Source organism: Kitasatospora sp. SC0581 (genome assembly GCF_048159585.1).
Lineage (GTDB): Bacteria > Actinomycetota > Actinomycetes > Streptomycetales > Streptomycetaceae > Kitasatospora.
This window is the reverse complement of sequence record NZ_JBLRWA010000031.1, coordinates 80,086-90,979: the sequence shown is the minus strand read 5'-3', so window position 1 is coordinate 90,979 and position 10,894 is coordinate 80,086. Positions and strand designations below refer to the sequence as shown.

The window sequence follows — 10,894 nt, the reverse complement described above, 5'->3', positions numbered from 1 at the left end:
GCGGCCTAGCACGCTGCCCTCTCACGGCAGTAGCGCCGGTTCGAATCCGGTCGGGGGTACGGATCCCGCAAGGGATCACCTGGAAAGCCCCCGTTGTGTAGCGGCCTAGCACGCTGCCCTCTCACGGCAGTAGCGCCGGTTCGAATCCGGTCGGGGGTACGGATCCCGCAAGGGATCGCCAGGAAGCCCCCGTTGTGTAGCGGCCTAGCACGCTGCCCTCTCACGGCAGTAGCGCCGGTTCGAATCCGGTCGGGGGTACTTCAGAGCAGGAAGCCGGTGGGCTCGCCCATCGGCCCTTGCTTTGTGTTGGGGTATGGTGTAATTGGCAGCACGAGTGATTCTGGTTCATTTAGTCTAGGTTCGAGTCCTGGTACCCCAGCCAGAAATTGGAAAGGCCCCGGTTGTCCGGGGTCTTTTTCGTTGTGCGTCGAAGGCTTTCCGAAAGGGCCCCACCCGTGACCGGGTGGGGCCCTTTCGGCGTTCTGTGAGGCCTCCGCGCGACCCTTCCCGGGGGTCTCCGCAGGCTCCTCCGGGCAGCCCTCGCGGAGCCTCCGCCGAGCCTCCGCCGAGCCTCCGCCGAGCCTTCGCGGGGCCCGGCCGGCCGGGGGCGGACGGGGGTGGACGGGTCGCCGCGCGCTGTCCATGCGCTAAGACCGCGATCTCACTCCGCGAGACACAAGTTCAATCTCCGGCGAAAAGCGCCACTCTGGACGGGAGCGGCCCGGGAGTCTCAGGGCGGCGCACACGCTTTGACCTCGACGACACGAGAAGGCCGGCAACGCGGCCGGCTGGAGGGAATCCGATGGGACGGACACTCGCAGAGAAGGTCTGGGACGACCACGTCGTGCGGCGCGCGGAGGGCGAACCCGACCTCCTCTTCATCGACCTCCACCTGCTCCACGAGGTCACCAGCCCGCAGGCCTTCGACGGGCTGCGGCTGGCCGGCCGTACGGTCCGCCGCACCGATCTGACGATCGCCACCGAGGACCACAACACCCCCACCCTCGACATCGACAAGCCGATCGCCGACCCGGTCTCCAAGGTGCAGCTGGAGACGCTGCGCAGGAACGCCGCCGAGTTCGGCGTCCGGATCCACTCGCTCGGCGACGTCGAACAGGGCGTCGTGCACGTCGTCGGCCCGCAGCTCGGCCTGACCCAGCCCGGCATGACCGTGGTCTGCGGCGACTCCCACACCTCGACCCACGGCGCCTTCGGCGCGCTGGCGTTCGGCATCGGCACCAGCCAGGTCGAGCACGTGCTGGCCACCCAGACCCTGCCGCTGGCGCCGTTCCGGACCATGGCGGTCACCGTCGAGGGCGACCTGCCCGAGGGCGTCACCGCCAAGGACCTGATCCTGGCCGTCATCGCGAAGATCGGCACCGGCGGCGGCCAGGGCTACGTCCTGGAGTACCGCGGTTCGGCGATCCGGAGCCTCTCCATGGAGGCCCGGATGACCGTCTGCAACATGTCGATCGAGGCCGGCGCCCGGGCCGGCATGATCGCCCCGGACGACACGACCTTCGCGTACCTCCAGGGCCGCCCGCACGCCCCGCAGGGCGAGGACTGGGACGCCGCCGTCGCGTACTGGCGGACCCTGGGCACCGACGAGGACGCGGTCTTCGACCACGAGATCTTCATCGACGCGAGCGAGCTGACCCCCTTCGTCACCTGGGGCACCAACCCGGGCCAGGGCGCCCCGCTGGGCTCGAACGTGCCGGACCCGGCCTCCTTCGCCGACCCGCAGGAGCGCCTGGCCGCCGAGAACGCCCTGACGTACATGGGCCTGGAGGCCGGCACCCCGCTGCGCGAGGTCAAGGTCGACGCGGTCTTCGTCGGCTCCTGCACCAACGGCCGGATCGAGGACCTGCGGGCCGCCGCGGCCGTCGTGGAGGGCCGCCGGATCGCCGACGGCGTACGGATGCTGGTCGTCCCCGGGTCCGTCCGGGTCGCGCTCCAGGCCGTCGAGGAGGGGCTGGACAAGGTGTTCACCGCGGCCGGCGCCGAGTGGCGCCACGCGGGCTGCTCGATGTGCCTGGGCATGAACCCCGACCAGCTCGCCCCGGGGGAGCGCTGCGCCTCCACCTCGAACCGCAACTTCGAGGGCCGGCAGGGCAAGGGCGGCCGCACCCACCTGGTCTCCCCGCAGGTCGCCGCCGCGACCGCCGTGCTGGGCCGCCTCGCGTCCCCCTCCGACCTGACCGCCGACGTCGCTCCCGTGGAGGCCTGAGCCATGGAGAAGTTCACCACCCACACCGGCCGGGCCGTCCCGCTGCGCCGCAGCAACGTGGACACCGACCAGATCATCCCCGCCCACTGGCTCAAGAAGGTCACCCGATCCGGTTTCGAGGGCGGCCTGTTCGAAGCCTGGCGCAAGGACGAGTCGTTCATCCTCAACCGGCCCGAGCGGCAGGGCGCCACGGTCCTGGTGGCCGGCCCCGAGTTCGGCACCGGCTCCTCCCGGGAGCACGCCGTCTGGGCGCTCCAGAACTACGGCTTCCACGCGGTCATCTCCTCGCGCTTCGCCGACATCTTCCGGGGCAACTCCCTGAAGAACGGCCTGCTGACGGTCGTCCTGCCGCAGGAGACCGTGGAGCGGCTCTGGGCGCTCACGGAGAGTGACCCTTCGGCCGAGATCACCGTCGACCTGGAGGCGCGCGAAGTACGGGCCGAAGGCGTCACGGCGGCCTTCGAACTGGACGACAACGTCCGGTGGCGGCTGCTCAACGGGCTGGACGACATCAGCATCACGCTGCGGAACGAGGCCGACATCGCGGCCTTCGAGGAGACCCGTCCGGCCTTCAAGCCCCGTACTCTGCCGGTCGCCTGAGTTCCCCTCAGAACAAGCATTCTGACGATCCACCGCGTGGCCCGTGCCCCCCTCGGGGGGGCCGGGCCATCCGTCGTTCCGGAGCACGAGTTAGCGCCGGGGTCCGCCCCGGATTGCCCATTTGGCTTTGCGGAAGAGGGGCCCGCGCAAGTACAACTGCGGGTAGATGGCACAATCAGTACATGCACCGGCACCATGAACCTCCGTACGCGGGCGGCGAACCCGCGACTGAGGACTCCATGGGCCGGCCATCCGAACGCCGAATTGACGACCGGCCGGACGTCACCTCCGCACCAGCTGAGGGGCCGGACGACCAGGAAGTCGTAGCGCTCTACGCGCTTGTGGCCGAGCGGTTGAAGCAAGCTCACGCCCGCGTGCATGCGCTGAACGTGTCTGCCGATGCAAAGACCGCTCTCACCCGTCAACTCCTCATCGTCACCGAGACCGCCAAGCGCGATCTTCCGGAGGCGGCAAGGCGGTTGAGTCGCTTTGTACATGACCTCGACGAGGGGCCCCCGCCGCTCGACTGAGGTCGCCGACGCGCAAATCCATTGCGACACTAGGGTGATTCGCGCGTTTGGTAATTGAAAGTCCGCAGATACATACCTAACGTGCGAAAAGAACGGATGGAATCATCCGGCGCCCGTTTCCGAAGGGGAAGACGTGAACAAGGCTCAGCTTGTCGAAGCGGTGGCCGAGCAGCTGGGCGGTCGCAAGGCTGCCGCAGAGGCCGTCGACGCAGTGCTCGACACCATGGTCCGTGCCGTTGTGGCCGGTGACCGGGTCTCGGTGACCGGGTTCGGCACCTTCGAGAAGGTGGAGCGCTCCGCGCGCTTCGCCCGCAACCCGCAGACCGGCGAGCGCGTCAAGGTCAAGAAGACCTCGGTCCCGCGCTTCCGTCCGGGCCAGGGCTTCAAGGACCTGGTCAGCGGCAGCAAGAAGCTGCCGAAGGAAGGCCCCTCGGTGAAGAAGGCCCCCAAGGGCTCCCTCACCCCGGGCAAGAGCGGCGTGGCCGCCACCCCGGCCGCCAAGCGTGCCGCCACCAAGCGCGCCGCCGCCGCTGCCGCCGCCCCGGCCGCCAAGAAGGCCGCCGCCAAGAAGACGGCGACCACGGCCGCCGCCAAGAAGGCGACCACCACGGCCGCCGCCAAGAAGACCACGGCGACCGCCAAGAAGTCCGCCGCGAAGACCACCGCCGCGAAGACGACGGCCGCGAAGACCACCGCCGCCAAGAAGGCGACGGCGACCGCGACCAAGGCCGCCGCCACCAAGAAGACGGCCGCCGCGAAGAAGGCGACCACCACGGCCGCCGCCAAGAAGACCACGGCCACCGCCAAGAAGGCGGCCGCCACCGCCAAGAAGACGGCGCCGGCGAAGAAGACCGCCACCCGCAAGACCACCGCGCGCAAGACCTCTGCCAAGTAAGTCCCGCGCGACCGTCTTCGGACGGCCTTCGGCCCAGAGCCGCGGCACCCCCCCTCCCGTGAATTCGCGGAGACCGGTCGCCGCGGCTCTTTCGATTTCCGGGCGCTTAGTCAGGAATCCGCGGCGTGCGTCGGCAGGGGGCGGTTCCGAGCGGGGTGGCGGGGTGCGGGCCGGTCCCCGGCGGGGCCGGTCGGGCCCGAAGGTTCCGGCGGCGCGGGTGGAGCCCGACGGGGCCGTCAGCCCTCGGCGGGGTCGGGGAAGGTCTGGAGCGTCACGAAGACCACCCGGCGGGCCTCGCCGGTGCCCTCGGTGCGGATCCGCACCCGCTGTCCGGGGCGCAGCAGCCGCAGGCCGCCGGCGTCGAAGGCGGCCGCGTCGAACGGCACCGGGGTCCCGTCGTCGAGCAGCACGGAGCCGGCCCGGGTGGCGGGGTCGAAGGTGAACGCGGTGGCCTGCATGCGTGCAGCATAGCGAGCGGCCCCGCCCGGGCCGGGGAGCAGGTCGGCGCCGGGCCGGGCGGGCTCCGGAGGGGCCGGGGCGGGCTCAGCGCAGGCTCAGGCGGGCGAACAGCGCGCTGGTGTGCGGGCCGAGGCCGAGCGCCGCGGCCTCGCCGAGGTCCGTCCCGGTGTCCACGTCCCGGCGCACCGACTCCACGTCCGGCAGGCGCAGTTCGAGCGCTCCGCCGGCCGCGTGCCGGGCCCGTGAGCCGTCCCCGAAGGCGGGGGAGAGCGGTCGCCCGGGCGCGCAGGCGAGCAGGGTGGTGCCGAGGCCGGGGGAGTCCGGCAGGAAGGCCCGGCCGTCCGGCGGCACCGCGCCCAGCACCCGGGTCAGTTCGGCCGGGCGCAGCGCGGGGAGGTCCGCCGAGAGCGCCGCCAGCGGGGCCCGCGGGGCCAGGGCCAGGGCGGCCGCGGCGCCGTGCGCCAGGGCCCGGTTGAGGCCGCCGCCGGGCTCGTCGGCGACCACCAGGGCGCCGAGCGCGGCCAGCCGGGCGCCGGCCTCGGCGTCGCGGGTGACCACCAGGACCCGGTCGACGTCCGGGGTGGCCAGGGCGGCGGCGACGGTGTCCAGGGCGAAGGACAGCGCCAGGTCGGCCCGGTGCGGCCCGGCGTACGGGGCCAGTCTGCTCTTCGCCAGGGCGAGCGGCTTGAGCGGGAGCACCAGCGACCAGCCGGCCGTGGGTGCGGGGGGCGCGACGGGCTCACTGGGGCGTACGGTGTCCTGGGTCACCGGCGTCATTCTGGCGCCGGTCCCGGAGCCCTCGCCAGGCCGTTCGAGCTGTGCGGACGTGCGTTTGATCACGCCCGCCGGGCGGGTTGGCGCGGTTGCTCGACAGCCGGTGAGCGGGCGGGCGACACTGTTCCGCGCCCGTGGCCCGGGCACCGGCGGAAGCGGTGCGCGGCACCGGGACACCATGACCGCGGTAATCCGTGCCGCATCGGATGAGAAGGAGCTGGGGTGGCCCGCCGCTCGTACGCCAAGTTCGGCAACGCCGACTACGGCATCTGGTACCGCTTCGCGGCCGTGCTGGTGAAGCCGGTGACGACCGCCCTGGTGAAGCCCGACTGGCGGGGCTGGGAGCACGTTCCGAGGAACGGCGGCTTCATCGCCGCGGTGAACCACAACTCGATCATCGACCCGGTGATCTACGCGCACTGGCAGTACAACAGCGGGCGTCCGCCGCGCATTCTCGGCAAGTCCTCGCTGTTCTCCGTCCCCTTCATCGGGTTCATGCTGCGCAAGACCGGCCAGATCCCGGTGTTCCGCGAGTCCACCGACGCCGCGCAGGCGTTCCGGGCCGCGATCGACGCGGTCAACGGCGGCCAGTGCGTGCAGTTCTACCCGGAGGGAACGCTCACCCGGGACCCCGACCTGTGGCCGATGACCGGCAAGAGCGGGGTCGCCCGGGTCGCGCTGATGACCGGTGCGCCGGTCATCCCGGTCGCGCACTGGGGCGCCCACGAGATCATCCCGCCGTACGGCCGGCCCGGTTTCGGGAAGGGCCGGTTCAACCTGTTCCCGCGGCACCGGGTCACCGTCGCGGCCGGGCCGCCGGTGGACCTGAGCCGGTACCAGGGGCAGGAGCTCACCGCCCAGGTGCTCGCCGACGCGACCGAGGACATCATGACGGCGATCACCGCCGTGCTGGCCGAAGTCCGGGGCGAGGAGCCGCCGGCCGAGCGCTACGACATGCGCAAGGCCGCCCGGGAGCGCGCCGCGGCAGCGCTGGCCGAGCGCCGGCGCGCCAAGGGCGAGCCGGGCAAGGGCACCGAGGAGGCCGGCAAGTGACCCGTTGCGCCGTGATGGGAACCGGCTCCTGGGGCACCGCGTTCGCGATGGTGCTCGCCGACGCGGGCTGCGAGGTCGTGCTCTGGGCCCGCCGCCAGGAGCTGGTGGACGCCGTCAACTCCACCCACGAGAACCCGGACTACCTGCCGGGCGTCCGGCTGCCCGACACCGTCCGGGCCACCACCGACGCCGCCGAGGCGCTGGCCGGCGCCGACTTCGCGGTGCTCGTGGTGCCCTCGCAGACGCTGCGCGACAACCTGGCCGCCTGGACGCCGCTGATCGAGCCGCAGACCGTGCTGGTGAGCCTGATGAAGGGCATCGAACTCGGCACCGCCAAGCGGATGAGCGAGGTGATCGACGAGGTCACCGGGGTCGGTCAGGAGCGCGTCGCGGTGGTCAGCGGGCCCAACCTGGCCAAGGAGATCGCCAACCGGCAGCCCGCGGCCAGCGTGGTCGCCTGCTCCGACGAGGCGGTCGCCAAGCGGCTCCAGGCGGCCTGCCACACGCCGTACTTCCGGCCGTACACCAACACCGACGTGGTGGGCTGCGAACTCGGCGGCGCGGTCAAGAACGTGATCGGCCTGGCGGTCGGCATGGCGGCCGGCATGGGGCTGGGCGACAACACCAAGGCGACGCTGATCACCCGCGGGCTGGCCGAGACCACCCGGCTCGGCGAGGTGCTGGGCGCGGACCCGCACACCTTCGCGGGGCTCGCCGGGATGGGCGACCTGGTGGCCACCTGCTCCTCGCCGCTGTCCCGCAACAACACCTTCGGCATGAACCTGGGCCGGGGCATGACGCTGGAGGAGGCCCGCGCGGCCACCCGGCAGACCGCCGAGGGCGTCAAGTCCTGCGAGTCGGTGCTGGACCTGGCCCGGCGCAACGGGGTCGACATGCCGATCGTCGAGGCCGTGGTGGACGTGGTGCACAACGGGCGGCCGACCCAGGAGGCGCTGCAGGCGCTGATGTCGCGTTCGGCCAAGCCGGAGCGGCGCTGAGCCGAGCGGCGCTGACCGGAGCGGCGGCGCCGAGGGTGCGGCGCCGCTGACTTCCCGGAAGGGCCTCGCACGGTAGTCTCAAACCCGATATGAGCATCGAACAGTCCTCCCCGAACCGGTCCGACCGGAAGCCGCGCGTCGCGCTGGTCTTCGGCGGGCGCAGCTCCGAGCACGCGATCTCGGTCTCCACCGCGGGCAGTGTGCTCAGGGCGATCGACCGCGACAAGTACGACGTGCTGCCGATCGGCATCACGCACGAGGGCCGCTGGGCGCTGACCAGCGACGAGCCGGCCCGGATGGCCATCACCGACGGGAAGCTGCCGGACGTGGCGCACGTCGCCGAGGGCGTCGACGGCCAGGTCGCGCTGCCGGTCGCCCCGGGCGACCGCGAGGTGGTCCTGACCGAGCCGGGCAGCGCCCCCAAGGCCCTCGGCGAGGTCGACGTGGTCTTCCCGCTGCTGCACGGCCCGTGGGGCGAGGACGGCACGCTCCAGGGCCTGCTGGAGCTCTCCGGCGTCCCGTACGTCGGCAACGGCGTGCTGGCCAGCGCGGCCGGCATGGACAAGGAGTTCGCCAAGCGGATCCTCGCCTCGCACGGTCTGGACGTCGGCCGCTACACCATCGTGCGGCCGCGCGACTGGGAGACCGAGGCGGGCCGCGCGGCGGTGCGCGAGCGGGCCGCCGAGCTGGGCCTGCCGCTGTTCGTGAAGCCCTGCCGGGCCGGCTCCAGCATCGGCATCACCAAGGTGAAGGACCTGGCCGACCTCGACGCGGCGATCGAGGAGGCCCGCCGGCACGACCCCAAGCTGATCATCGAGGCGGGCGTGACCGGCCGCGAGATCGAGTGCGGCGTGCTGGAGTTCGAGGACGGCCCGCGGGCCAGCGTGGCCGGCGAGATCCTGGTCGGCGAGGGCTTCGACTTCTACGACTTCGAGGCCAAGTACATCGACTCCTCGGACGTGAAGATCCCGGCGGACCTCACCGCCGCGGAGCTCGCCGAGATCCAGCGCCAGGCGGTCGAGGCCTTCGAGGCGCTCGGCTGCGAGGGCCTGGCCCGGGTGGACTTCTTCCTGCTGGAGGACGGCACCTGGATGATCAACGAGATCAACACCATGCCCGGCTTCACCCCGATCTCGGCCTTCCCGAAGATGTGGGAGGCCAGCGGGGTCTCGTACCCGGAGCTGATCGACCGGCTGCTCGCGACGGCGCTGCGGCGCTCGACCGGACTCCGTTAGCGGACGCGCGGAGGGCGGGCCGGGAGCTTCCCGGCCCGCCCTCGGTGCGTCGGGGACCCGTTCGGCTCAGCCCGGGACGTTGGCCTTGACCGCGCCGCTCAGGGCGGCCGCCGGGTCGAAGGGGTTCTTCGCGGCCCCGGCCGGGACGGTCACCTCGACGTAGGCGGCGCGCATGGTCGTCACGAAGCGGTAGCCGCCGTCGGCGAGCTTCTGCGACCACCAGGTGACGTCGTCGATACTCGGGGACCAGTCCGAGGCGTGGTCGCCGTCCAGCTCCTCCGGCCGGTCGATGCCGCAGCGCAGCACCGTCCGGGGCGAGTCGCCCCAGCCGGCCACGTACGGCGAGGCGGGCGACGGGTCCCGGCGGGCGTGGCCGAGCAGGTCGGCGGGCAGCGCGGCGGCGAGCGCCCGGCAGTACCCGGCCGCCCGGCCGGTCGGCTGCGGGACCTCGACCGCCGGATCGGCCGGGCCCCAGCTGCCGACCAGCGCGACGACGGCGCAGGTCAGGGCGACGGGCAGGGCCAGCCAGCGGACCGGGGCCGGCAGGGCGGTCAGCGCCTCGGGGACGCGCAGTTCTCTGGCCACCCGCCGATGGTAGCCGGGGCCCGGACGGCCGGGACGGGCCGGTGCGCCGGCTCACGGGCACACCGGCTCACGGGCACACCGGCTCACGGGTGCACCGGCCTACAGGTGCACCACGGGACAGGTGAGCGTGCGGGTGATGCCGTCGACCTTCTGGACCTGGGCCACCACCATGCGGCCCAGCTCGTCCACCGTCTCGGCCTCGGCCTTGACGATCACGTCGTAGGGGCCGGTGACGTCCTCGGCGCTCAGGACGCCGGGGACCCCGGCGATGGTCCGGGCCACGGCGGTGGCCTTGCCAACCTCGGTCTGGATCAGGATGTATGCCTGTACCACGGGGACCTCCCGGCGGCCGGTTAGGGGGGATAGCCGCCGTGATCGCCCGGTCAGGTGTGTGGGTGGGTGGGCTCACCGGCAGTCTGATCACCACGCTACCGCGCTGCGGGCCGGGGAGGGGAGACCTCGATGCTCCCGAAGGGCGTACGCTGCGCGCGGGGGAGCGCGACGGGGACCGAATCGGATGGAAACGCGAGAGGACGGCAGATGCAGGGGACCGTGGGCGAGCTCGGCGAGTTCGGCCTCATCAGGGAGCTGACCGCCCGGGTACCGCTCACCGATGCCGTCGACCTCGGCCCGGGTGACGACGCCGCGGTGGTACGGGCTCCGGACGGCCGGGTGGTGGCGACCACGGACGTCCTGATCGAGAACCGGCACTTCCGCCGGGACTGGTCCACCGCCTACGACGTGGGCCGCAAGGCCGCCGCCCAGAACCTCGCCGACGTGGCCGCGATGGGGGCGGTGCCGACCGCCATCCTGCTCGGCCTGGTCGCCCCCGCGGACCTGCCGACCACCTGGGCCACCGAGTTGATGGACGGGCTGCGCGACGAGTGCCAGGTGGCCGGGGCGACGGTGGTCGGCGGCGACGTGGTGCGCGGCGACACCGTCACGCTGGCCATCACGGCGCTCGGCGACCTCCAGGGGCGGGCGCCGGTGACGCGCTCCGGCGCGCAGGTCGGCGACGTGGTCGCGGTGACCGGCTGGCTCGGCTGGTCGGCCGCCGGCCTGACCGTCCTCCAGCGCGGCTTCCGCTCCCCGCGCGCCTTCGTCGAGGCGCACCGCCGGCCCGAACCGCCGTACCACGCGGGCCCGGCGGCCGCCGATCTGGGCGCGACCTCGATGGTCGACGTGAGCGACGGGCTGGTCGCCGACCTCGGCCACGTCGCCCGGGCCAGCGAGGTGGACATCGACCTCAAGGCCGCCGACTTCGACGTCCCGGCGCAGATGGCCGACATCGGCCAGGCGGTCGGGGTGGACCCGCTGGTCTGGGTGCTCTCCGGCGGCGAGGACCACGCGATCGTCGCCACCTTCCCGCGCGGGATCCAACTCCCGGCCCGCTGGCGGGTGGTGGGCGAGGTGACCGGCCGCCCGACGGGCAGCCGCAGCGGCCGGGTGACGGTCGACGGCGCGCCCTGGGACCGGGTCGGCGGCTGGGACCACTTCGCCGAGTAGCGCGCGGCCGCGCGCCGATCCTTGTACGGCGG

General features: G+C 72.8%; 12 protein-coding genes and 3 tRNA genes. 11 read left to right on the top strand and 4 right to left on the bottom strand.

Annotated elements, in window-relative coordinates:
* Positions 1–86: 86 nt before the first annotated feature.
* From ACLWS4_RS31730 to ACLWS4_RS31700, 7 genes are all read left to right on the top strand, one after another.
* A tRNA-Glu gene (locus ACLWS4_RS31730) sits at positions 87–159 on the top strand.
* Between the two features lie 26 nt (positions 160–185).
* Positions 186–258 (top strand) — tRNA-Glu (locus tag ACLWS4_RS31725).
* Positions 259–307: 49 nt separating this feature from the next.
* Positions 308–382 (top strand) — tRNA-Gln (locus ACLWS4_RS31720).
* 420 nt (positions 383–802) lie between these two features.
* Positions 803–2,227: a 3-isopropylmalate dehydratase large subunit gene (gene leuC / locus ACLWS4_RS31715; protein ID WP_049659170.1), complete on the top strand. Its 1,425-nt coding sequence runs from the start codon at positions 803–805 to the stop codon at positions 2,225–2,227.
* A 3-nt stretch (positions 2,228–2,230) separates the two neighbouring features.
* The gene (gene leuD, locus ACLWS4_RS31710) at positions 2,231–2,827 is read left to right on the top strand and encodes a 3-isopropylmalate dehydratase small subunit (protein WP_049659169.1); all 597 of its coding nucleotides are present in this window, start codon (positions 2,231–2,233) and stop codon (positions 2,825–2,827) included.
* A 182-nt stretch (positions 2,828–3,009) separates the two neighbouring features.
* The gene (locus ACLWS4_RS31705) at positions 3,010–3,357 is read left to right on the top strand and encodes a hypothetical protein (RefSeq protein WP_369808362.1); all 348 of its coding nucleotides are present in this window, start codon (positions 3,010–3,012) and stop codon (positions 3,355–3,357) included.
* A gap of 133 nt (positions 3,358–3,490) precedes the next feature.
* Positions 3,491–4,252 carry an HU family DNA-binding protein gene (locus ACLWS4_RS31700; protein WP_049659168.1) on the top strand — a complete coding sequence of 254 codons (762 nt, stop codon included), beginning with the start codon at positions 3,491–3,493 and terminating at the stop codon, positions 4,250–4,252.
* Positions 4,253–4,488: 236 nt separating this feature from the next.
* Here the strand turns inward: ACLWS4_RS31700 and ACLWS4_RS31695 are convergent, their stop codons facing one another.
* On the bottom strand, positions 4,489–4,710 hold the full coding sequence (locus ACLWS4_RS31695; protein WP_030257846.1) for a hypothetical protein: 222 nt from the start codon (positions 4,708–4,710) through the stop codon (positions 4,489–4,491).
* Between the two features lie 85 nt (positions 4,711–4,795).
* Positions 4,796–5,488, bottom strand: coding sequence for a 2-phospho-L-lactate guanylyltransferase (cofC, locus tag ACLWS4_RS31690; protein ID WP_079271901.1), 693 nt, complete (start codon positions 5,486–5,488; stop codon positions 4,796–4,798).
* Between the two features lie 219 nt (positions 5,489–5,707).
* On the opposite strand from cofC, the gene ACLWS4_RS31685 reads away from it, so the two are divergent.
* The 3 genes from ACLWS4_RS31685 to ACLWS4_RS31675 all read left to right on the top strand — a co-directional run bounded on the left by ACLWS4_RS31685 (position 5,708) and on the right by ACLWS4_RS31675 (position 8,771).
* Positions 5,708–6,538, top strand: a complete 831-nt coding sequence (locus ACLWS4_RS31685; RefSeq protein ID WP_049656319.1) for a lysophospholipid acyltransferase family protein — start codon at positions 5,708–5,710, stop codon at positions 6,536–6,538.
* Positions 6,535–7,536, top strand: a complete 1,002-nt coding sequence (locus tag ACLWS4_RS31680) for an NAD(P)H-dependent glycerol-3-phosphate dehydrogenase (protein WP_074001509.1) — start codon at positions 6,535–6,537, stop codon at positions 7,534–7,536. The genes ACLWS4_RS31685 and ACLWS4_RS31680 overlap by 4 nt, the downstream gene beginning before the upstream one ends.
* A gap of 89 nt (positions 7,537–7,625) precedes the next feature.
* The gene (locus ACLWS4_RS31675) at positions 7,626–8,771 is read left to right on the top strand and encodes a D-alanine--D-alanine ligase family protein (RefSeq protein ID WP_375877281.1); all 1,146 of its coding nucleotides are present in this window, start codon (positions 7,626–7,628) and stop codon (positions 8,769–8,771) included.
* A gap of 66 nt (positions 8,772–8,837) precedes the next feature.
* Here the strand turns inward: ACLWS4_RS31675 and ACLWS4_RS31670 are convergent, their stop codons facing one another.
* Complete coding sequence (locus tag ACLWS4_RS31670) at positions 8,838–9,356, bottom strand: DUF3515 family protein (protein WP_416875927.1); 519 nt, start codon at positions 9,354–9,356, stop codon at positions 8,838–8,840.
* Positions 9,357–9,455: 99 nt separating this feature from the next.
* A complete protein-coding gene (locus tag ACLWS4_RS31665; RefSeq protein ID WP_049656326.1) occupies positions 9,456–9,689 on the bottom strand; it encodes an Lrp/AsnC family transcriptional regulator in 234 nt (77 codons plus the stop codon).
* 207 nt (positions 9,690–9,896) lie between these two features.
* Here ACLWS4_RS31665 and ACLWS4_RS31660 point away from each other — a divergent pair, with 207 nt between their 5' ends.
* The gene (locus tag ACLWS4_RS31660; protein WP_049656327.1) at positions 9,897–10,862 is read left to right on the top strand and encodes a thiamine-phosphate kinase; all 966 of its coding nucleotides are present in this window, start codon (positions 9,897–9,899) and stop codon (positions 10,860–10,862) included.
* The last annotated feature ends 32 nt before the right edge of the window (positions 10,863–10,894 follow it).

Bases quoted from the DNA above. Each gene is read 5' to 3' on its own strand.
- ACLWS4_RS31705 (WP_369808362.1), top strand. From the start codon at position 3,010: ATGCACCGGCACCATGAACCTCCGTACGCGGGCGGCGAACCCGCGACT.
- ACLWS4_RS31695 (WP_030257846.1), bottom strand. From the start codon at position 4,710: ATGCAGGCCACCGCGTTCACCTTCGACCCCGCCACCCGGGCCGGCTCC.
- ACLWS4_RS31675 (WP_375877281.1), top strand. From the start codon at position 7,626: ATGAGCATCGAACAGTCCTCCCCGAACCGGTCCGACCGGAAGCCGCGC.
- cofC (WP_079271901.1), bottom strand. From the start codon at position 5,488: ATGACGCCGGTGACCCAGGACACCGTACGCCCCAGTGAGCCCGTCGCG.
- leuC (WP_049659170.1), top strand. From the start codon at position 803: ATGGGACGGACACTCGCAGAGAAGGTCTGGGACGACCACGTCGTGCGG.
- ACLWS4_RS31660 (WP_049656327.1), top strand. From the start codon at position 9,897: ATGCAGGGGACCGTGGGCGAGCTCGGCGAGTTCGGCCTCATCAGGGAG.
- leuD (WP_049659169.1), top strand. From the start codon at position 2,231: ATGGAGAAGTTCACCACCCACACCGGCCGGGCCGTCCCGCTGCGCCGC.